Source organism: Streptomyces sp. NPDC024698, assembly GCF_055559015.1.
In genome coordinates, this window is sequence record NZ_JBVHLK010000002.1 from 549123 (window position 1) to 570260 (window position 21138).

18 protein-coding genes and 1 riboswitch are annotated in these 21138 nt (G+C 71.8%); of the genes, 9 read left to right on the forward strand and 9 right to left on the reverse strand.

Annotated elements, in window-relative coordinates; translation table 11 throughout:
- Positions 1-15 precede the first annotated feature (15 nt).
- On the reverse strand, positions 16-2502 hold the full coding sequence (gene pcrA, locus ACZ4AA_RS06885) for a DNA helicase PcrA (protein ID WP_467596601.1): 2487 nt from the start codon (positions 2500-2502) through the stop codon (positions 16-18).
- Positions 2503-2773: 271 nt separating this feature from the next.
- A riboswitch (cyclic di-AMP (ydaO/yuaA leader) is annotated at positions 2774-2943 on the forward strand.
- An 8-nt stretch (positions 2944-2951) separates the two neighbouring features.
- Between pcrA and ACZ4AA_RS06890 the strand changes: the two genes are divergently transcribed.
- On the forward strand, positions 2952-4136 hold the full coding sequence (locus tag ACZ4AA_RS06890) for a C40 family peptidase (RefSeq protein ID WP_467596605.1): 1185 nt from the start codon (positions 2952-2954) through the stop codon (positions 4134-4136).
- Positions 4137-4268: 132 nt separating this feature from the next.
- Positions 4269-5258, forward strand: coding sequence for a tellurite resistance/C4-dicarboxylate transporter family protein (locus ACZ4AA_RS06895; RefSeq protein ID WP_467596608.1), 990 nt, complete (start codon positions 4269-4271; stop codon positions 5256-5258).
- Between the two features lie 60 nt (positions 5259-5318).
- Here ACZ4AA_RS06895 and ACZ4AA_RS06900 read toward each other — a convergent pair whose 3' ends face one another.
- On the reverse strand, positions 5319-5672 hold the full coding sequence (locus tag ACZ4AA_RS06900) for a hypothetical protein (protein WP_467596611.1): 354 nt from the start codon (positions 5670-5672) through the stop codon (positions 5319-5321).
- Positions 5673-6196: 524 nt separating this feature from the next.
- Between ACZ4AA_RS06900 and ACZ4AA_RS06905 the strand changes: the two genes are divergently transcribed.
- Positions 6197-7294, forward strand: coding sequence for a C40 family peptidase (locus tag ACZ4AA_RS06905; protein WP_467596614.1), 1098 nt, complete (start codon positions 6197-6199; stop codon positions 7292-7294).
- Between the two features lie 41 nt (positions 7295-7335).
- Here the strand turns inward: ACZ4AA_RS06905 and ACZ4AA_RS06910 are convergent, their stop codons facing one another.
- Positions 7336-8088 carry a LuxR C-terminal-related transcriptional regulator gene (locus ACZ4AA_RS06910; protein ID WP_467596617.1) on the reverse strand — a complete coding sequence of 251 codons (753 nt, stop codon included), beginning with the start codon at positions 8086-8088 and terminating at the stop codon, positions 7336-7338.
- Positions 8085-9374: an ATP-binding protein gene (locus tag ACZ4AA_RS06915; RefSeq protein ID WP_467596619.1), complete on the reverse strand. Its 1290-nt coding sequence runs from the start codon at positions 9372-9374 to the stop codon at positions 8085-8087. The genes ACZ4AA_RS06910 and ACZ4AA_RS06915 overlap by 4 nt, the downstream gene beginning before the upstream one ends.
- Positions 9375-9551: 177 nt before the next feature.
- Here ACZ4AA_RS06915 and ACZ4AA_RS06920 point away from each other — a divergent pair, with 177 nt between their 5' ends.
- Positions 9552-10934 (forward strand): PspC domain-containing protein, encoded by a 1383-nt coding sequence (locus tag ACZ4AA_RS06920; RefSeq protein ID WP_467596622.1) that lies wholly within the window; start codon positions 9552-9554, stop codon positions 10932-10934.
- Positions 10921-11136, forward strand: coding sequence for a hypothetical protein (locus tag ACZ4AA_RS06925; protein ID WP_467596625.1), 216 nt, complete (start codon positions 10921-10923; stop codon positions 11134-11136). The genes ACZ4AA_RS06920 and ACZ4AA_RS06925 overlap by 14 nt, the downstream gene beginning before the upstream one ends.
- 19 nt (positions 11137-11155) lie before the next feature.
- Here ACZ4AA_RS06925 and ACZ4AA_RS06930 read toward each other — a convergent pair whose 3' ends face one another.
- Positions 11156-11680: a DoxX family protein gene (locus ACZ4AA_RS06930; RefSeq protein ID WP_467596628.1), complete on the reverse strand. Its 525-nt coding sequence runs from the start codon at positions 11678-11680 to the stop codon at positions 11156-11158.
- 284 nt (positions 11681-11964) lie between these two features.
- On the reverse strand, positions 11965-13203 hold the full coding sequence (locus ACZ4AA_RS06935; protein ID WP_467596631.1) for a hypothetical protein: 1239 nt from the start codon (positions 13201-13203) through the stop codon (positions 11965-11967).
- Positions 13204-13526: 323 nt separating this feature from the next.
- Between ACZ4AA_RS06935 and ACZ4AA_RS06940 the strand changes: the two genes are divergently transcribed.
- Entirely contained in the window at positions 13527-14453 is a 927-nt protein-coding gene (locus ACZ4AA_RS06940) for a DUF4429 domain-containing protein (RefSeq protein WP_467596634.1), read from the forward strand.
- Here the strand turns inward: ACZ4AA_RS06940 and ACZ4AA_RS06945 are convergent.
- Positions 14446-15240, reverse strand: coding sequence for a class II aldolase/adducin family protein (locus tag ACZ4AA_RS06945; RefSeq protein WP_467596637.1), 795 nt, complete (start codon positions 15238-15240; stop codon positions 14446-14448). The genes ACZ4AA_RS06940 and ACZ4AA_RS06945 overlap by 8 nt on opposite strands.
- Positions 15241-15442: 202 nt before the next feature.
- Here ACZ4AA_RS06945 and ACZ4AA_RS06950 point away from each other — a divergent pair, with 202 nt between their 5' ends.
- On the forward strand, positions 15443-15913 hold the full coding sequence (locus tag ACZ4AA_RS06950; RefSeq protein ID WP_467596642.1) for a pyridoxamine 5'-phosphate oxidase family protein: 471 nt from the start codon (positions 15443-15445) through the stop codon (positions 15911-15913).
- 26 nt (positions 15914-15939) lie between these two features.
- Here the strand turns inward: ACZ4AA_RS06950 and guaA are convergent, their stop codons facing one another.
- The gene (gene guaA, locus ACZ4AA_RS06955) at positions 15940-17520 is read right to left on the reverse strand and encodes a glutamine-hydrolyzing GMP synthase (RefSeq protein WP_467596645.1); all 1581 of its coding nucleotides are present in this window, start codon (positions 17518-17520) and stop codon (positions 15940-15942) included.
- A gap of 362 nt (positions 17521-17882) precedes the next feature.
- On the opposite strand from guaA, the gene ACZ4AA_RS06960 reads away from it, so the two are divergent.
- Positions 17883-18167, forward strand: a complete 285-nt coding sequence (locus tag ACZ4AA_RS06960; RefSeq protein ID WP_326785978.1) for a chorismate mutase — start codon at positions 17883-17885, stop codon at positions 18165-18167.
- A 484-nt stretch (positions 18168-18651) separates the two neighbouring features.
- Here ACZ4AA_RS06960 and ACZ4AA_RS06965 read toward each other — a convergent pair whose 3' ends face one another.
- Positions 18652-19860, reverse strand: coding sequence for a hypothetical protein (locus ACZ4AA_RS06965; protein WP_467596649.1), 1209 nt, complete (start codon positions 19858-19860; stop codon positions 18652-18654).
- A gap of 240 nt (positions 19861-20100) precedes the next feature.
- Between ACZ4AA_RS06965 and ACZ4AA_RS06970 the strand changes: the two genes are divergently transcribed.
- Complete coding sequence (locus tag ACZ4AA_RS06970; RefSeq protein ID WP_467596652.1) at positions 20101-21069, forward strand: LPXTG cell wall anchor domain-containing protein; 969 nt, start codon at positions 20101-20103, stop codon at positions 21067-21069.
- The last annotated feature ends 69 nt before the right edge of the window (positions 21070-21138 follow it).

The window sequence follows — 21138 nt, forward strand, 5'->3', positions numbered from 1 at the left end:
GCCCGCTCGCGCGGACTACAGCTTCTCCACGGGCGCGTACCGCAGCAGCAGCCGCTTCGGCTTGGGCTCTCCGAAGTCGACCGTCGCCTCCGCGTTCGCGCCCGTCCCCTTCACCCCGACGACGGTGCCGAGGCCGAACTGGTCGTGCGTGACCCGGTCCCCGACGGACAGTGAGACCACCGGCTTCTCGGCGGCGCCGCGGCGGGTGGCGAACCCGGAGGCACCCGAGGCCGCGGACCGCGCACGCGAGGACGAGAGGGAGGCGGCGACACCGGAGACGGGACCGGCCGGCATGGGCGCGGTCGCCCCCGTGCGCTTCCAGTCCAGATGGGTCGCCGGGATCTCCTCCAGGAAGCGGGAGGGCGGGTTGTACGAGGGCTGTCCCCACGCGCTGCGCATCGAGGACCGGGTGAGGTAGAGCCGCTCCCGAGCACGCGTGATGCCCACGTACGCCAGGCGCCGCTCCTCCTCCAGCTCCTTGACCTGTCCGAGCGCGCGCATGTGCGGGAAGACGCCGTCCTCCATACCGGTCAGGAAGACCACGGGGAATTCGAGGCCCTTGGCGGTGTGCAGGGTCATCAGGGTGATGACGCCGTTGCCGTCCTCCTCGTCCGGGATCTGGTCGGAGTCGGCGACGAGCGCGACCCGCTCCAGGAACGCGGAGAGTCCGGCCGGGGTCTCGTCCTCACCGGTCTCCTGCTCGAACTCCAGGGCCACGGCGGCGAGTTCCTGGAGGTTCTCGATCCGGGTCTCGTCCTGCGGGTCGGTCGAGGCCTGCAACTCGGCGAGATAGCCGGTGCGTTCGAGGACGGCCTCCAAAATGGTGGCCGGGCCCGCGCCGGACTCGACGATCGTACGGAGCTCCTCCATGAGCGTGTTGAACCGCTTGACCGCGTTGGTGGAGCGCGCGGCCATGCCGTAGGCCTCGTCGACGCGGCGCAGCGCCTGCGGGAAGCTGATCTTCTCGCGCTGCGACAGAGCGTCGATCATCGCCTCGGCGCGGTCGCCGATGCCGCGCTTGGGCACGTTCAGGATGCGGCGCATCGGGACCGAGTCCTCGGGGTTGGCCAGCACCCTGAGGTACGCCAGGACGTCCCGGACCTCCTTGCGCTCGTAGAAGCGGACACCGCCGACGACCTTGTACGGCAGGCCGACGCGGATGAAGACCTCTTCGAAGACACGGGACTGCGCGTTCGTGCGGTAGAAGACCGCGACGTCGCCGGCCCGCGCCTCGCCGGCGTCGGTGAGACGGTCTATCTCGTCGGCGACGAACTGGGCCTCGTCGTGCTCGGTGTCCGCGACGTAACCCGTGATGTTCGAGCCCGCGCCGGCGTTGGTCCACAGGTTCTTGGGACGGCGGGACTCGTTGCGCTCGATGACCGCGTTGGCGGCGGACAGGATCGTCTGGGTGGAGCGGTAGTTCTGCTCCAGGAGGATCGTCGTCGCGTTCGGGTAGTCCTCCTCGAACTGGAGGATGTTGCGGATCGTCGCGCCGCGGAAGGCGTAGATCGACTGGTCCGCGTCACCCACCACGCACAGCTCGGCCGGAGGCAGGTCGTACGCGCTGGGCGGTACGTCCACGGGGTGCTCGGAGGTCCCCACGAGTTCACGGACGAGCGCGTACTGCGCGTGGTTGGTGTCCTGGTACTCGTCGACCATGACGTGCCGGAAGCGGCGGCGGTAGTGCTCGGCGACGTCCGGGAAGGCGCGCAGCAGGTTGACCGTGGTCATGATCAGGTCGTCGAAGTCGAGCGCGTTGGCCTCGCGCAGTCTCGACTGGTACATCGCGTACGCCTGGGCGAGGGTCTTCTCGAAACCGTCGGTTGCCTGCGCCGCGAAGTCCTCCTCGTCGATCAGCTCGTTCTTCAGGTTCGAGATCTTGGCGCTGAAGGACTTCGGCGGGAAGCGCTTGGGGTCGAGGTCGAGATCACGGCAGACGAGCGCCATCAGACGCTTGGAGTCCGCGGCGTCGTAGATCGAGAACGACGAGGTGAAACCGAGCGTCTTGCTCTCGCGGCGCAGGATGCGCACACAGGCGCTGTGGAAGGTCATCACCCACATCGCGTTGGCGCGCGGGCCCACGAGCGCCTCGACGCGCTCCTTCATCTCGCCCGCGGCCTTGTTCGTGAAGGTGATCGCGAGGATCTGGCCGGGGTGGACGTTCCGCTCGCCGAGCAGATGCGCGATCCGGTGCGTGAGCACGCGGGTCTTGCCGGAGCCGGCGCCGGCCACGATGAGCAGCGGGGAGCCGGAGTGCACCACGGCCGCGCGCTGGTTCTCGTTCAGTCCGTCCAGCAGGGCCGCGGGGTCCACGGCGGGCCTGGGCGCGCCGTCGCGGTAGTACGTGTCACGGGTCGGCGGCGCGTCGAACTTCCCGCCGAACAGATCGTCCGGAACCGGTTCCGGTACGTGATCGTCCTCGGGCGGCGGCGGGTGCTCGTCCTCGTGGGCCGCGGAGGGCTTGAGGTCCGCCAGGAAGCTGTCGTCAAAGAGGCTGCTCATCGCTCTCCGAGTCTAGGCCGCCCCACCGACAACCCGCCGCCACCTCGGGAACTCCACCGGAAGTCGTGACGCGGGACACCTTCACCGAAAGCGTCCGGCCGGACACGTCGGGCGAGGGGCCGCTCCCGCTTCCGTCGCCGCGGGGCGGCGGGTCCGCGCGAGGTCACGAAAATGTATCGGACATATCGCACATCAACCTTCACACGGGCCACGCCGGTTGGCTAGCGTGCCGGAACGCCGCTCGACCACCACCGGCGAACATCGCCGGGCCGGGCGGCCTCCGCCTAATCCGGTACGCCGCGAGGCCACCGGAGCCGGGGACCCACCGACTTAGGGGTGAATCGGTCCAACCGCCTTGTGGGGCACGGACCGTAGGGAAACCTTCCGGATCAACCCGCCCGAACCCGACAGCTAACTCGGCAGGCGGACGACGGAAGGAGTCGCCTCTCTTGGCGTCACACCGCAAGGCGCGCCCCACGGGTGCGCGCATCTCCGGCATACGGACCCCGGTCCTGGCCACCGCGGCCCTCACCTCCGTGGCCCTGCTCTCCCAGACGGCCGCAGCGGCTCCCGCGGCCGAACCCAGGCCCAGCATCGAGGCGGTCTCGAAGAAGGTCGACGACCTCTACCACCAGGCCGAGACGGCCACGGACAAGTACAACGCGACCCGGGAGAAGACCGCCGAGCAGCGCAAGCGCGTCGACACCCTGCTCGACGACGTCGCCCGGCGCACCGAGAAGCTCAACACCGCTCGCGAGAAGCTGGGTTCGTTCGCGGCGGCGCAGTACCGCACGGGGGCCGCCGCGCCCGGCACCGCGACCCTGCTCCTGGCGGACAACCCCCAGGACTACTTCGACCAGACGCAGTTGATGAGCCGTCTGACGACCCGCCAGAAGGCTTCCGTCGACGACTACATCACGGAACAGGCCGCCACCACCAAGAAGCGGTCGGAGGCCACCGAGAGCCTGGAGTCGCTGACCGCCTCGCAGCGGGCGCTCAAGACGTCCAAGGCCACCGTGCAGCGCAAGCTCTCCGAAGCCCGTGACCTGCTCTCGAAGCTGAACACCGCGGAGAAGGCGCGGCTGGCGGCGATCGAGAAGAAGAAGCGGGAGCAGGCCGCGGCCAAGGCGGCGGAGCTGGCCCGGCAGCAGGCGGCCGCGGCGAAGGCGGCACAGCCGCAGCCGTCGGGCACCTCCAGCGGCTCCGCGTCCGGGTCCGGGTCCGGCTCGACGGCGGGCTCGGCGTCCGGGTCGACCGGCACGGACCCCTCGTACACGGCGAAGGCCGCCGACGCGCTCGCGTTCGCCCGCGCGCAGATCGGCAAGCCGTACGTCTGGGGCGCCACCGGCCCCGGTTCCTACGACTGCTCGGGTCTGACCCAGGCCGCCTGGAAGGCCGCGGGCGTCAGCCTCCCGCGCGTCACCTACGACCAGGTGAACGCCGGCACGACGGTCCCCCTCGCCGACGCCCGGCCCGGCGACCTCGTCTTCTTCTACGACGACATCAGCCACGTCGGCCTCTACATCGGCGACGGGATGATGATCCACGCGCCGAAGCCGGGGGCGTACGTCCGCGAGGAGTCGATCTACTACGACGGCACGTCGGCGATCCACAGCGTGGTGCGCCCGGCGTAGACCGGAGCACGGACGCCCTTGCCGCGGGGCGTGCGCGCGGGCTCACCGATCCCCGTGCGCCCGCCCCGCGTTTTCGCCGCCGCCCGCGCGTGGCCCACCCGCAACCGCTCCGCGGATCCCTAGCATCGACGCATGCCAGACACACCGGACATGCCGGACACCATTCCGCTCCGCGCCTGGTGGGTGGGCTGGGCGCCCGCCGCCGGGGCCGCCGTGATGGCCACCGGCATCCTCTCGATCGGCCTGCGTCTGACCGGCCACGAGGCCCTGTCCCGGATCGCGCTGGTCCTCGCCTCGCTCGCCTGGGCGGCGCTCGCCTCGGACTTCCTCGCCCGGCTGCTGGGCGACCGGCGGCAGTGGGCGCGGCGGGCCGCGACGCCGGCCGGGCTCGACGCGGTCGCGGCGACCACCGTGCTCGGCACCCGGTTCTCGGCGCTGGGGTGGCGGGGGCTCGCCGAAGTCCTGCTCGCGCTGTCGGCCGTCCTGTGGCCGGTGCTGCTCCTGGCCGTCCTGCGGCACTGGCGGCGCCGTATGGCCGGAGAGGTGTTCCTCGTCTGCGTGGCCACGCAGGGGCTCTCGGTCCTCGGGTCGGCGATCGCCACCGAGGCGGGCTCGGACTGGCTCGCCCATGCCGCGATGACGCTGTTCTGGGTGGGGACCGTGCTCTACGTGCTCTCGTTCGCCTCCTTCGACCTGGAGGAGGTGAGGAAGGGGGCAGGGGACCACTGGGTGGCGGCCGGCGCGCTGGGCATCTCGGCGCTGGCCGGGGCGGGACTCGTCGCGGCGCACCACGTGAATCCGTATCTGTGGAACAACGACGACCAGGGCGTCCTGCGCGCCACGACCGGCGCGCTGCTGGCGCTCGACCTCGTCTGCTACGTCCTGCTGGCCGTCGCGGAGGTGGTGTGGCCACGCCGGCGCTACGACGTACGGCGGTGGTCGACCGTCTTCCCGATGGGGATGACGGCGGTGGCGGCCCTCGCGGTCGCGGACGCCCTCGACGTCTTCCGGCTCAGGGGGCCGGGACAGGTGCTGCTGTGGATCGCGGTGGCGGCGTGGCTCGCGGCGGCCGTGGGCACCGCCCTCGCCTTCCGCTCCACCGTGCGGGAGCGAGGGCGCTGATCAGGTACGGAGGCCGGCGATCAGGTACGGAGGCCGGCGATCAGGTACGGAGGCCGGCGATCAGGTCCACAGGACGGCGATGAAGATGTTCGTGACGGTCAGCAGGCCGACCAGGCCGAAGAGACGCTTGTCCACCGTCTCGTCGTCCCGCTTCACGTAGACGAGCCCGAGGATCACGATCAGCAGGGCCAGTTTGACGCCGACCTTGACGGTGTTGACCGTGTTGCCGTCGGCCTGGTTGAGCCCGACCAGGGCGACTCCGGTCACCAGCATGGTCAGCGCGCCGTGCAGCATCGCCGGGACGAAGCGGGCGGTGCCGTTGCCCATCGCCTTCATCTGGGTGAAGAAGCCGCCGAGGAGCGCGGCGATGCCGATGATGTGCAGGCCGACGAAGAGGTGGATGAGTACGCCCATGGGGCCGGAGCCTAATCGCCCCCTTTCACGCCCCCGACACGGGGCCGCCCCTTCAGCCCCTGCCGACGGGGCCGCCCCTTCACGCCCTTCCGGCCGGGCCCGCCCTCCCGGCCGCCGTCGCCCGCCGGGGCGCCCTCTCCTCTCCGGCCCCCGGCACCCCTCCCTCTCCTCGCGGCCGTCGCGCGTCACCCGTAGCACCGGTATCGCACGGACTCCACGCGATGCACCGCTTCGGTCATCACCCCGCGTCGACTCGGCGTCACGTGGCCGATAAATCGCCTTCATACGGTCACTCAGCGATCCAAACGCAATAGTTCCGTACATAGCGTTACCAACGGCGCACGCGCAGGTTTAGCGTCCTCCACCAGGTGGCCGGCTCCCCACCACCGTCCGGGCCAGGGACGGCAGTCGGACACCACCGCCGAGAAGGTCCGGCGGCGGCCGCTCCCCCTGTGAGCCGCCGCCGGACATGTCACCGCAAGACCGCACCTCAGGGGCGGTCGCACGGAAGGATGTGGGCCCTCGTGGCAGCGCACCGCAAGGCCAAACAGCGCTCGATCGGCGGAAACACGGCCCGCACGGCAGCCACCATCGCCCTCGCGGGCGCGGCGACGGCCACCGGCTTCGACGGAGTCGGGCACGCCGACCCCCAGCTCACCCCGGCACAGGTGAAGGCCCAGGTCGACAAGCTGTACGTGGAGGCGGAGGCCGCCACCCAGAAGTACGACGGCGCCAAGGAGAAGGCCGGCGAGGCGGAGGCGAACCTGCGCAAGCTCCGCGACGAGGCGGCCCGCCGGGAGGACAAGCTCAACTCGGCCCGGGACGCGCTGGGTTCGATGGCGGCGGCGCAGTACCGCAGCGGTGGACTCGACCCCGTGGTGCAACTCGCCCTCTCCGACCACCCGGATCAGTATCTGGAGGGGGCCGCGTTCGCCGAGCGGGTCGGCTCCCGGCAGTCGGCGGAGATCACCGGGGTGCGCAAGCAGTTGCGCGAGCTGGAGCAGTTGCGCGGTGCGGCGCACATCCAGCTGGCCGCGCTCACCTCACGGCAGACCGAGCTGAAGCGGCAGAAGAAGACGATCAACGAAAAGCTCACTGCGGCACGCCAGTTGCTCGACCGCCTCGCTCCCCGGCAGCGCGCGCAGTACGCGGAGCGCGGGGGCGCGGACGACCAGCAGCACGTCTCGCGCGACGCGGCCCGCGATCCCGCGCCGGTCGCCTCGTCCGGCGCGTCCGGTGGCTCCGCGGCCGGCTCCGGGGTGGCGGCGCCCAACTCCCGCGCGGCGGCCGCCGTCGCCTACGCCTACTCCAAGCTCGGCAGCCCCTACGTCTGGGGCGCCACCGGCCCCGACGCCTTCGACTGCTCCGGGCTCGCCCAGGCCGCGTACCGCTCCGCGGGCATCTCCCTGCCCCGGACCACCTATGCGCAGATCAACGCGGGCCAGCGGGTCACCCTCTCCCAACTCCAGCCGGGCGACCTGGTGTTCTTCTACTCGGGCGTCACGCACGTGGGCATCTACGTCGGCAACGGCCAGATGATCCACGCCCCGAATCCGTCGGCGCCCGTGCGGCTGGCCCCGATCAGCGAGATGCCCTTCGCGGGGGCGGCCCGGGTCGCGTGATCGCGCGGTCCGCGGTCCGGGCGGTCACCGGGTCGGCCGGGTCAGACCAGGCGCCTCGCCGTCGCCCAGCGGGTCAGTTCGTGGCGGTTGGAGAGCTGGAGCTTGCGCAGGACCGCCGAGACGTGCGACTCGACCGTCTTGACGGAGATGAACAGCTGCTTGGCGATCTCCTTGTACGCGTACCCCCGGGCGATGAGGCGCAGGACCTCGCGTTCGCGCTGGGTGAGGCGGTCCATGTCCTCGTCGACGGGCGGGGCGTCGGTGGAGGCGAAGGCGTCGAGCACGAATCCGGCGAGGCGCGGGGAGAAGACCGCGTCGCCGTCCTGGACGCGGAAGACCGAGTCCACGAGATCCGTGCCGGTGATCGTCTTGGTCACGTACCCCCTGGCGCCGCCGCGGATCACCCCGATCACGTCCTCCGCGGCGTCCGACACGGACAGCGCGAGGAAGCGGACCGGCCGCTCGGCGTCGGCCATCAACGGGGCACAGCGGCGCAGCACTTCGACCCCGCCGCCGCCGGGAAGGTGGACGTCCAGGAGGACGACCTCGGGGCGGGTGGCCGTGATGACCGTGACCGCCTGGTCGACGTCCGCGGCCTCGCCGACCACCTCGACGCCGGTCCGCGCGGTCTCGCCGATCTCGGCCTGCACCCCCGTACGGAACATGCGGTGGTCGTCGACGAGCACCACGCGCACCCGGCGCCCGCCCTCGGCGGCGGCACCCGCGGATGCGGCGGCGCCAGGGGCCTCCGCGGCCGAACCGCCGGACTCCACAGGCTCGTTCGTGTCGCTCATGACGTTTTCTCCGCCCTCTCCATCTCCAGCTCGACCTCCGTGCCGCCGTCCGGCACCGCGCGTAGCCGCGCCGTGCCGCCGTTGCGCTCCATACGGCCGATGATCGATTCTCTGACGCCCATGCGGTCGGCGGGTATCGCGTCGAGGTCGAAGCCGGGGCCGCGGTCGCGGACGGACACGAAGACCGTCCTTCCCTCGACCTCGGCGTAGACCTGCACCGCGCCGCCCTCGCCACCGTACTTGGCCGCGTTCACCATGGCTTCCCTCGCCGCCTGCATCTGCGCGGTCAGCCGGTCGTCGAGCGGGCAGTCGCCCACGACGACGACCTCGATGGGCACGCCGTGCTTGTCCTCGACCTCGGCGGCGTGGCCGCGGACGGCCTCGGCGAGGGTGTCGGGCTCCTCGTCCTCGTCCTTGCCGCTGCCGTCCGGTTTGTAGAGCCAGGCCCGCAGGTCGCGTTCCTGCGCGCGGGCGAGGCGCCGCACCTCGTTCGCGTTCTCCGCGTTGCGCTGGATCAGGGTCAGGGTGTGCAGCACCGAGTCGTGGACGTGGGCGGCGACTTCGGCCCGCTCCTGGGCCCGGATACGCATCAGGCGCTCCTCGGAGAGGTCCTGGGTCATCCGGATCAGATACGGGCCGGCGAGCAGCGCGATGCCGACGAGGACCGCGAGCGCCGCCTGGAGCACCGAGCCGAGGTGGGCCGCGGAGCCCTGGAGGACGAAGATCCCGGAGACGCCGGCGGTGACGAGCAGCACGCCCGCGGCGGACCGCAGCAGCGTGAGCGTACGGCGGCGGCGGCCGACCTCCGCCCAGCGGGCCCGCCGGGCGTTGTCCGCCTGGCGCCAGACCAGGGCGACGCCCGCGCCGACGAGGACCGTCGGCCACAGATACGCCTTCGTGCCGCCGCCGAGGTTCACGTTGCCGACGAAGACCATGGCCACGACGACCATGAGGAGAAGGGCGACGATCTGGCCCTTGTCCGGCTTGCGGGCCACCAGTCTGCGCCGGCCGTCGGGCGAGGTCTCGGTGGTGAACGCCGGTGTGCGGCCGGAGACGACGCCGCCGACGCCGAGCGGCACGAAGAACCAGAAGGCCGCGTAGAGCAGCGCGCCGAGCCCGTCCGCCATGAACAGCCCGGCGAACACCAGCCGCACCCAGACCACGGGCAGCCCGAGATGCCCGGCGAGCCCTCGCGCCACGCCCCCGAGCCAGCGTCCGTCGCTGCTGCGGTAGAGCTTGCGCGGGGGCCGCGGGTCGTCGACGGGCATGACTACGGCTTCCGGCATGCCATCGATGGTCACACGCCCGGCGGACCGGAGCATCAGGGTCGGCCCCCGAGACTCCCCTGATCTTCAGGAACCGGCGTTAGAACAGCCTCTCCCGCCCCCCTCCGGGCGGATATCAGGGTTCGGCCAGGGTCATCCCGGCTGCCGCCGCGCCGTCCCGCCCGTCACCATGGACGCATGACAGATCAGCAGCACGCGGCGGCGGAGCCGGACCCCGGCACCGTCGCGGGCGGCGAGCCGCGCGCTCACGGGGAAGCGGCCGCGGCACGGCCCGCGGGCTCCGGCGCCGACGTCTCCTCCGGGGGGCCGGGCAGGTTCCGGCGCGACCGCCGGCAGAAGGTGCTCGGCGGGGTGTGCGCCGGGCTCGGCCGGCAGTGCGACATGGACCCGGTGATCTTCCGGATCGTGCTCGCGGTGCTCTCCGCGACCGGGGGCATCGGCCTCATCTTCTACGGCTTCGCCTGGCTCTTCGTCCCGTACGACGACGAGGAGGAGAACGAGGTCCGCAAGCTGCTCACCGGCCGGGTCGACGGCCCCGCGCTGACCGCCGTGCTGTTCGCGCTGGTGGGCTGCGGGGTGTTCCTGTCCATGCTGAGGAACGGCAGCGTGCTGACGTTCGCCGTCGTCCTGTCCCTGCTGCTGGCGGGCGCGGGCTACTGGTCGCAGAACCGCGGTGCCGCGGACCCCGATCCCCTTGCCGCGCAGGCCGCCGCCGACGCCCCGCCGGAGGCGAAGGCCCCGCCCGCCCCCGACTCCTATCCCTCCTGGTGGCGCGACCCGATCGTCAAGGACGGTTCGCACGTCGGCGGCACGGGATACATGTGGGGCCCGGTGGAGACCCGGGACCGTGATGTGGCGGCCGCGCTGAACATCGCCCGCGGCACCTCCCGTCCCGATCCGCGCACGGAACGGGACCGCGGGCCGCGCGGACCCCGTCCCATCGGCGGCCGGATCTTCCTGCTCGCGCTCCTCGCGGGCGGCCTGACGACGGGGCTGCACTGGCACGACCGGGCGCTCGGCACCAGCCTCCAGGCCGGACTCGCCGCGGCGCTCATCGTGTTCGGCCTGGGCATCGCCGTGAGTTCCCTCCGGGGCCGCACGGGCGCGGGAACGGTCTTCCTCGCGGTGATCACGGCCGGCCTCCTCGCGGCCTCGGCGGCTCTGCCCAAGGACATCGACACGCACTGGGTGCGGACGAACTGGACCCCGGCGGCCGTGGCCGACGTACGGCCGCGCTACGAACTGGGCACAGGAGTGGGCACGCTCGACCTCAGCCGGGTCGACCTCGCCGGGGGACAGACGCTGAAGACCGGCGCCCAGGTGGGAGCGGGCCGGCTGAAGGTGATCGTCCCCAGGGACGTGACCGTGCGGCTCACCGTCGAGGTGGGCGTCGGGGACATTCAACTGCCGAGTGACGACAAGAAGGACGTGGACGTGCAACCGGGCAAGCACGAAAAGGCGACCCTGCCGCCGGCGACGGTCGGCACGAAGGGCGGCATCCTGGACCTCGATCTCCAGGTCGGCGTCGGACAGGCGGAGGTGGCCCGTGCCGCGTCATGAGTTCCAGCCGGGAAAGCTGGTGGCGGGCCTCTTCCTCACCGCCGCGGGCATCGCCTACGCCGGGGACGCGGGCGGCTGGTGGGAGACCCCGTGGTTCGCCGTCGTCCCCCTCGTCCTCATCGGCCTGTGCCTCGCGGGCGCCGTGGCCTCCGTCAACCACGCCGTCCGCAGACGCCGCGGGACGCGGGGCGTGAACTCCTAGAAGGCGGCGGCACGGAGCGTCAGTAGGCGCTCCGTTGCTGACGCCGTCGTTTGATCACCGCGTCCAGCGACCAGTAGGACGCCCCGGCCAGCAGGAGCGGGGTCCAGAGGAACAGGTACGGAAGGTCGTTGCCGTAGTAGTACGGGTCGGAGGCCCAGCTCACCGTCAGCCACAGGCTGAGCGATATGAGCGCGCCGCCGAGCGCGGCGAGGCGGGCCAGCAGGCCTATCAAGGTGCCGATCCCGACGGCGAGTTCACCGAAGGCGATGGCGTAGCCGAAGCCGACGGGGCTCTTCAGGGACAGGTCCACGAGGGCCGGTATCGCGGAGGAGTCACGCACCGTGCGCATCATGTCGCCGATCGAACCCGAGCCTGAGGCCTTCATGAAGGCGCTGTTCGTGAGTTTGTCCAGGCCGGCGTAGATGAAGGTGACGCCCAGGAAGATCCGGAGTGGTAGCAGGGAGTAGCGCGTGGCGGTCTCCCGCCAGCCGCCTCGTTCCTCCAGATACTGGGTGTGAGTATCCGTCCGCATCCCGTGAGTCATCGCTCTCCGCCACCTCTCACCCGCGTGCCGTTGACCACTCAACAGACCATACGTACGAATCAGTTCCCTGACTCACCCCTCGGAACCTTTTTCCGCCCCGCGACCCCGGTCCCCCGACCACAACCTTCTTTCGCCCCCTCCGCCCCTACCCGACCCGAACCGGGGGCGCCGCCCCCGCACCCCCGCTCCTCAAACGCCGGAGGGGCTGAAATCAGCCGGAATCCGGCGTGAGGGACGGGCCGGACCCACCCACCGAACCGGTCTCACGCCGGAGGCGAGCTGTCTCAGTCCGTCACGTCGATCTCGTAGCGGTTCGTCTCCGCGCCTGCCGCCGTGATCACCTGGACCTCCACCCGCCCCGGCTCCACGTCCACCGGCACCGGCACCGTCAGCACCGCGTCCGTGGGATTGCTGAACCCCCCGGACACCGGCACCAGCGGCACATGCACGTGGACCGGCCCGATCCGCACGACCATCCGCGACAGCCGGTCCGCGGTCCGCGCCCCCGGCGGCACGAATCCGGCACCCCGGATCTCGATGTCGTCCCCGGTGCGGATCGGCGCGTCCAGATCGCCGGCCTCACGGGACCTGACCACGGAAAGGATCACCGGCCGCCCGCCCTCGGCGTACTTCCCCGCGAGATAGGTCGCGGCCGACACCAGCACCAGCAGGGCCAGCCCCCACGGAAGATCGGGCAGCTGCGACGGCCGCCTGGCCAGCCGCACCGCCGCGAAGACCAGGGCGACCCCGCTGATCACGACGTACTGGATGTCGGCGAACGCCCCCCGGCCGGAGTCGTCGGTCAGCAGGTCCGCGGCCCGCGGCCGGTCCGCGCGGAGCTTCTGGAGCCGCTGCCCCAGCACCCGCAGCCCGACCACCCGCCGCACCAGCACCGCGACCCCGCACACCACGGCGACGACGGTCACGACACCGGCGGCCCGGTCCAGTTCGAGCCCGGCGATCAGCTCGTCCCGGCGGCCGTGCGCCGAGGCCGCCGCCAGCTGTCCCACCAGCACGAGCACCGCGTACACCACGAGCAGCACCCAGCCGGCGGCCACCGCGCGGGAGGTGGAGAGCCGGTTGTCCTCGCCGATGACCGGCGCCAGGGCCCCGCCCCGCGCCCGGTGCAGCCAGGCCGCCCCGCTCAGCAGTCCGGCCAGGACGACCGCGGCGAGCAGCCCCGCCGTCCGCGCCGCCGTCCAGCCCGCCCCGATCGCGGTGAGCGACTGCACGAGCAGAAGGACGACGACGGCGGCCCAGACGGTGTACGCGGTGTACCGCCACAGGCGGCCCAGCCATGCCTCGCCCTCCAGACGGCCGCGCTCGGCGACCAGGTCCGCGGACTGGGTGAGCTCGTCGGACACCCACTGCCGGGAGGCCGAGGCGGAGTGCGCGACCCCGGCGGGCAGCCCCCGCCCGGACGCCAGCGCGTCACGTTGGGCGAGGAACGCGGCGACGGCGCGCCGGTGCCCCGTACGCGCCCCGTGCGGACAGTCCCCGCACGTACAGCCGCCCTCGTGCACGCCCGATCCCCCGCCCGGTTCCGCACCGAAGCCTCGGCCGGACCCGCCGCCCGGGCCACCGCTCCGCCCGGCACCCGCCACGCCCCCCGGCCCGGCACCGTGTCCCGTCTCCTGCACCGCCACGCCCGCTGCCGCCTTCCCGCGCCAGAAATAGCTCCGTAGAGCCGGAATGTCACGAATCTCCGGCCGCCGCGCCCCCACCCGGCAACTCTCCGGTGACGAGAGCGAATTGTGCCGTACGGAACAGCGGGCGCACGCCACAGGTCGCTCGGCGCGCGCGAAAACGGATGCCCCGTTGTTGACCCGGCTGCGACAATTCGTCCATGGCCGAGATCATCCAGCGCGACGGCGGCTGGGACTTCGACGGCAGCACGGTCAGGATCACGCCGGGACTGCACCGCAGCGTGCCGCTGTTCCGGCAGACGTACGGGGAGGTCTCCGTTCCGCTGGAGGCGGTGGCGGGCGTCGTGCACGAACCCGAACGCAGGCGCGGCCGGCTGCGGTTGCGGCTGCGCGAGGGTGCGGACCCGCTGCTCCAGGCGACCGGGGGCCGGCTGCCCGAAGCGGCGGACCCCTACAGCCTGTCGGTCGACACCGACCGTTCCGGGGTGGCCGCGTACCTGGCCGAGGAGATCCGCCGCGCGCTGCTCCTGGACCGGGTCCCCAAGGAACCGGCGACGGCGTATCTGCTCATGGGGCCGCCGGTCCCGGTGTCCGTGCGCTCCAGCGACGGCACGGTCTCCTTCGACGGGACGCGGGTGCGGATCGACTGGGCGGACACCTCGGACCGGGTCAAACGGGCGACGGGCCCGCGGATCATCGACCTGGGCGATCTGGTCCAGGTCGAATGGGTGCCCAACTCCGGCTACGGTGACGGTTTCCTGCGTTTCGTGACGGGTGAGGCCGTTTTCTCCAAGCTGCCGCCCGAGAAGGACCCGTACACCCTCGATCTGTGGGGCAGTACCCGCCGCGACCTGCTCACCGCGCTGGTCGCCACGGCGGTCACGGCGCGGCTGCCGCATCCCTCCACCCGCGGCGGAGCGCACACGGAGCGGCCCCGGCCGGTGCCGTCGGGGTCCGACCATCACGACGTACTGCTGCGCCGGCTGCGGGAGTTGGGCGAGCTGCACCGTGACGGCGTCCTGACGGACGAGGAGTTCGCCCTGACGAAGGCGGCGGTCCTCCAGGGATTCCGGCAACTGCCCGCCGACCGGGCGGATCCCTGGAAGACGCGTCGCGGCGCTAGCTGAGCAGGTCCGGTTCGCTGCGGCAGACGTCCTGCCAGAGGGGCTGGTAGTTGATCCACGCCACCAGGTCGCCGCCGAGCTGTTCGCGGGTGGCGACCGCCTGCTTGTGGTCGATGAGGACGGGCCGGCCCGCGGCCTTCGCGGTGAGCTGGACCTGGCTCGACCGCTCCATGGACAGGAACCACCAGGCCGCCGCGTCCACCGAGTCCCCGACGGTCAGCAGTCCGTGGTTGCGCAGCACCAGCGCCTTGCGGCTGCCCAGCGCGGACGCGATCCTGCGTCCCTCCTCGGCGTCGACGGCGACTCCGGTGTAGGCGTCGTACAGCGCGTGGTCCTCGTAGAAGGCACAGCTCTCCTGGGTGATCGGGTCGAGCAGGTCGCCGAGGGCGGCGAGCGCGCGGCCGTGCACGGAGTGGCAGTGGGCGACGGCGACGACGTCGGGACGGGCCGCGTGGACCTGGGAGTGCACGGTGAACGCCGCCTGGTTGACGTGGTAGCGGCCCTCGATCACCTGGCCCTCCTGGTTGGCCATGACCAGGTCGCCCACGGTGACGTGCTTGAACGGCATGCCGAAGGGATTGACCCAGAAGCAGTCGCTGTACTCGGGGTCGCGCGCGGTGATGTGCCCGGAGACGCCGTCCTCGAAGCCGAGCCGTCCGAACAGGCGCAGCGCACCGGCGAGCCGCTCCTTGCGGTGCCGTCGTTCGTCGTCCGTCGACTCGTGCATCGGCGGCATGGCGAAGCGCAGCTGGTCGGTGGGGCGGGGCAGCGGCGGAGTGGACCCGTGCATCTGTCCTCCAGCACTGGCGTGGTCGGTACGAGCGGAAGTTACCCGGGGTCAGCGCAGGAGAACAGGGGTGTTCCAGGAGAGAAAAATCCGGCCGGCCGAGAGCCGGAGCCGGCCGCCGGGAGAGAGCCGCGACGGAACACGGAGGAGAGACACAGCCGAAACCCGACAGGAGATGTCGGGTATGGGCGCCAGACTCGGTGCCATGAACTGGGCAGCTCTCTCCACCGCGGAACCGGCCTTCGCCGCCACCGTCGAACAGCGCTTCGGCGCCTTCACCCATCACGTCCTCGCGACCCTGCGCAAGGACGGCTCACCGCGCACCTCCGGGATCGAGGTGCGCTTCCTGGACGGCGAGCTGTGGCTCGGCATGATGCCGGACTCGCTCAAGGTGCTCGACCTGCGCCGCGACCCGCGCTTCGCGCTCCAGGCGAATCCGGGGGCCGGCACGGACATGGGCGGCGGCGACGTGCGGATCGGCGGGCGGGCCGTCGAGGTCGGTGACGGCGTCCCCGCCAAGGCCGCGTACGTGAAAGAGGTGGAACCGCCGGAGCCGTTCCACCTCTTCCGCACCGAACTGACGGAGGTCACGCGGACCCATGTCGAGGACGAGACGTATCTCGTCGTCCAGGTCTGGAAGCCCGGCGCGCCGGTGCGCACGCTCAAGCGGACCTGAGGGGGAGGGTCACTCCCCCGCGGGGACTACTCCCACTCGATGGTGCCCGGGGGCTTGCTCGTCACGTCGAGCACGACGCGGTTGACGTCCGCGACCTCGTTCGTGATGCGGGTCGAGATCTTGGCGAGGACCTCGTAGGGCAGCCGCGACCAGTCGGCCGTCATGGCGTCCTCGCTGGACACCGGACGGAGCACGATCGGGTGGCCGTAGGTCCGGCCGTCGCCCTGCACGCCCACGCTGCGCACGTCCGCGAGCAGGACCACCGGGCACTGCCAGATCTCGCGGTCGAGACCGGCGGCGGTGAGTTCCTCGCGGGCGATGGCGTCGGCCTGGCGGAGCAGGTCCAGACGCTCCTTGTTCACCTCGCCGACGATCCGGATGCCGAGGCCGGGGCCGGGGAACGGCTGGCGCTGGACGATCTCCTCAGGCAGGCCGAGCTCCTGGCCGACCATGCGGACCTCGTCCTTGAACAGCTTGCGCAGCGGTTCGACGAGCTGGAACTCCAGGTCCTCGGGGAGGCCGCCCACGTTGTGGTGGGACTTGATGTTCGCGGTGCCGGTACCGCCGCCGGACTCGACCACGTCCGGGTAGAGCGTGCCCTGGACCAGGAACGCGACGTCCTCGCCCGCGGCGGCCTCGGCGATGATCTCCGCCTGGGCCTGCTCGAAGACGCGGATGAACTCGCGCCCGATGATCTTCCGCTTCTCCTCGGGGTCCGAGACGCCCTTGAGCGCGGTGAGGAAGCGCTCCTCCGCGTCCACGACCTTCAGCTGCACACCGGTCGCGGCGACGAAGTCCTTCTCGACCTGCTCGGTCTCGCCCTGGCGCATCAGACCGTGATCGACGTACACACAGGTGAGCTGGGAGCCGATGGCCTTCTGCACGAGGGCCGCGGCGACCGCGGAGTCCACGCCGCCGGACAGACCGCAGATCGCGCGCTTGGTGCCGACCTGCTCGCGGATCAGGGCGACCTGCTCGTCGATGACGTTGCCGGTCGTCCAGGACGGGGTGAGACCCGCGCCGCGGTACAGGAAGTGCTCCAGGACCTGCTGGCCGTGCGTGGAGTGCATGACCTCGGGGTGGTACTGGACGCCGTAGAGCCTCTTCTCGTCGTTCTCGAAGGCGGCGACGGGGACGACGTCCGTGGAGGCCGTGACGGTGAAGCCCTCGGGGGCGGCGGAGCAGGCGTCGCCGTGCGACATCCACACCGGCTGCTCGTCCGGGGTGCCCTCGAACAGGGTGGAGCCGGACTTCGAGACGTGCAGCGGGGTGCGGCCGTACTCGCGGGCGCCGGTGTTGTCCACCGTGCCGCCGAGGGTCGTGGCCATCAGCTGGAAGCCGTAGCACATGCCGAAGACGGGGACTCCGGCCTCGAAGAGCTCGCGGTCCAGGCGCGGTGCGCCCTCCGCGTAGACCGACGAGGGACCGCCGGAGAGGATGATCGCGGCCGGGTTCTTGGCGAGCATCTCCCGGACGGGCATGGTGCTCGGCACGATCTCGCTGTAGACCCGGGCCTCACGGACGCGACGGGCGATGAGCTGGGCGTACTGCGCACCGAAGTCGACGACCAGGACGGTGTCGGTGGCGGCGGGGGACGCTTCTGGCACGGTCTGCCTTCCGGCGGTGAGCAAAAGGGTGTGTACGGCCGATTCTACCGGGGGCCGGGGCGGGCCCGGCCCCCACGGGGTTTCGAGGGCCGCGGGGGCCCGGCGCCCACGGGGTTCCGGACGCCGGTCTCACCATCCGAACCGCCTTGGCCGGCACCGCCGCGGGCGTGCATACTGCCGTCATGCTCACGCACACGACCTTCCTGTTTACCTATGGCAACCGGCCCACCGGCTGCCATGGTCGTGCCGCTTGAGCAACTGACAAGCGACTTCCCAGGCGCCCCGGGCCGACAAGGCCCGGGGCGTCTGCCGTTTCCGGGCCGGGTCGCTCCGGGGCACCCCTTCCACCGAGGAGCCCCACCATGGCCGACGTACTCGACAAGACCGGCGCCCGCACCGACGAGGCCGCCGATGTGATCACCGGTGCCCGTGAGCGCATCGACGCCCTCGACGACCGGATCATCGGTCTCGTGCAGGAACGGATGGCCGTCTCGGCCGTGATCCAGGAGGCGCGGATCACCTCCGGCGGCCGCCGGGTGAACCTCTCCCGCGAGATGGAGATCCTCGGTCACTACCGGGACGCGCTCGGCAAGCCGGGCACCTCGCTGGCCATGATCCTGCTCGAACTGTGCCGCGGCCGGATCTGAGCCGTGCGGCGGGGGTGCGGGCCGCGTACCCGGCGTACGCACGTACGCATCGCCTCTCACCCGTACGGCGCGTATCCGGGGTGCTGCGGACTTCGTTTCTTCAGGTGTCCGTGTCAGCCAGGGGCGGGCCCGAAAGAACCACGCGTGGCTTCACTGGAGCGATGAGACGTACGGATCGTGCCGTACGTCGTGGGACCTCGCTCCAGGTCGTGCGACCGGACGGCAGGGGACAGCAGCCCGGTCGCTCAAGAGAACGGTCGGCCCCGGGGACGCCCGGGGCCGTCCGACGGAACCTGCTCGGGCCGTCGTCGGGCGCGCGCCTCATGGGACGCGGCGCGCCGCCCGGACGCTCCCGTGAACAGCGGCGCATCCCCCGACGCCGCTTCGAGGCACCGGCCCGCCCTGACGCCGGTGCTGTCGGAAGAAGGGCCCCGCGGACATGTGTCCCGCGGGGCCCTTCACCGTGCCCGGGGCACGGGCGCCGTCAGGTTCGGGACACCGTGCCGCAGCCGGCCGTCGAGGCGTCCCGCAGATCACGTCTGCGGTCGTACGGGTCCACGGCCGGGCCGGTCGCCGACGCGCTGCCGGACGGGGAGGCGGTGGACGTGGCCGACACGAACTGCGGGTGCAGGAAGCCGTCGTAGACGTCGCACGCGGAGTTGCCGATGCTCTCGTCGTAGTGGCGGATCACCAGCTTGCCGGGGGTGACCTGGAACTTCCTCGGATCGGAGAACGCCACGTCCAGGACGCGCCGGACGATGGTGCGGGTCACCTCGCCCTTGTTCCCGTGCACCGGGGACACCGCGTAGACGAAGGTGTAGTCGGCGTGGACGGCGACGGCGGCGTCCTCGCCCGCCTTGAAACCGATCCGGCCGCGCACCTTGATCACGTCGCCGACCAGGGCCACCTCGCGGGGGTCGAAGCGGCTGAAGAGATTCAGTGGATCGTGCTTCCTGTCCGGCGCCCGCAGCATGCGGTTGACGTCGTCGAGCATCCCGGGCTGCTTGGGGTCGATGACGGACAGGGCCGTCTCCGGACGCCCGCCGCGCACGGTCGCCGGTTCGAGGTTCGCCCCGACGAGCAGTTTCTTGGTCTGCCGCAGCGCGGTGGCCACCTGCTCCTTGGTGAGCGAGCCGACCGGGGTGGCCTTCGGGACGACGATCGCGTCGGCGCCGGCGGCCCACCGCTCGGCGGGTGATCCGGCGAACGGCCGTTTCCTGGTGGGTGTCAGGGGGTCAGGAGCGGAGGGCGCGACGGTCGGGGCCGTGGTCTCCGCGGGCAACTGGGGCCCGGCCGCGGCGGATCTGGCCGAGGAGCCGAACAGGCCGCCGGGCAGCAGGGACGGCTTCATCGCGACGACGGCCACGGCTACGGCGAGGGGGACCCCGAGGACCGCCCACGTCCTGCGCCGCCGGGCCGCGCGCCCGTCCATCTCGCGCCAGGCGGGACCCGTCCGCCAGCCCTCGGGCTGCGCGGGCGGGCGCGGCTCCTTCTTGCGGGCGGTGCGGCGGGCGGTCCGCTCGGCCTCCCGTTCGTCCTGGAGCCGCAGCCGTTCCGTCACCATGCGCGCCCGGGCGGACGGTTCCTTGGGGGCCGAGGAGCGGATGTCGCGTTCGCTGTCGCGCGCGAAGCGCTCCCACACATCGTCGGGAACGGTGGGTTCCCCGGTCTCCCCGGGCTGCTGATCAGACACGACGCCCTTTTTAAGCGTCTCGAACGGGCGTACGCAAGACGCGCATGGATGTGACCCAGCCCACATAAGAATCAGGTGAGAGGCAGGACAACCATTTTCGGGCTTCGCCGGTCTCCTCTCCAGAACCAACGGCCACATCCGCGCCCACACGCGGGGGTGCCCCGCCAACCAAACGTCGTAATCGCGCCGGAGTTCAGGGCGCACTGGACTTTCGAGGTCTTCATGAAGCTTCGCCGTGCCATGGCCACTGCGGCCGCGACGGCTGTCATAGCCCCGCTCGCGTTGCTGTCGGTGGCGCCGGCCGCGTTCGCGGAGGAACCCCCGTCCCCGAGTGCGAGCGTGTCGGAGCCCGCGTCCGAGCCGGCGTCGCCGAGCGCCTCCGAGTCGGCCCCCGAGCCGGGCAACTCGGCTTCGGCCACCGCGTCGGCGTCCGCCTCGACGTCCGCGTCCGCCCCGGCCCCGAGCGGCTCCGCCTCGGCCTCGGCGTCGGCGCCCGCGCCGAGCGGCTCCGCCTCCGCGTCGGAGTCCCCCGAGCCCGAGCCCTCCGAGTGCGCCGACTCCAAGGTCGACGTCTCCATCACCGGTCTGCCCGGCAAGATCGCGGCGGGCAGCGGCTGGCACAAGTTCTCCCTGAACGTCGTGAACAACTCCGACTCGACCCTGAGCAACCTCGGCTACTTCGCCGGCGCGGCCTCCGACAAGGCGGGCGAGGACCTCTTCGAGAGCAAGAAGGTCCAGCTCCAGGCGTACAACCTGGACGACAAGGCCTGGGAGGACGTCGACTCCGAGGGCTACGCACTGGGCTTCGTCGGCTACACCGACGCCCTCAAGCCCGACTTCGAGGTCGACATCCCGCTCCGTATCAACGTGCACTCCAGCGCCCCGGCCGGCGCGGGCTTCTCCCTCGGCGCCAGCATCTACGGCGACGCCGACGCGGAGTGCACCGGCTACGGCGAGGTCGCGTACAAGTTCCAGATCGTCAAGTCCGGCACGGACACCGACGGCACCAAGCCGCAGGAAGGCGGCAAGGTCCCGGTCTCGGACAAGCCCGCCGACAAGGGCAACACGCCGCAGGTCGACGGCAGCCTCGCCGCGACGGGCTCCAGCTCCGCCCTGCCGATGATCGGCCTCGCCGGCGGTATCGCCGTCGTCGCCGGCGCCGGCGCGCTGGTCGTCGTCCGCCGCCGCAAGTCCGGCGCGAGCGCGTAACACCGCGACACCGCACGGCACGACCGACGCGCACGTCGGTCACACACGAGGAGAAGGACCTGCGCTCGG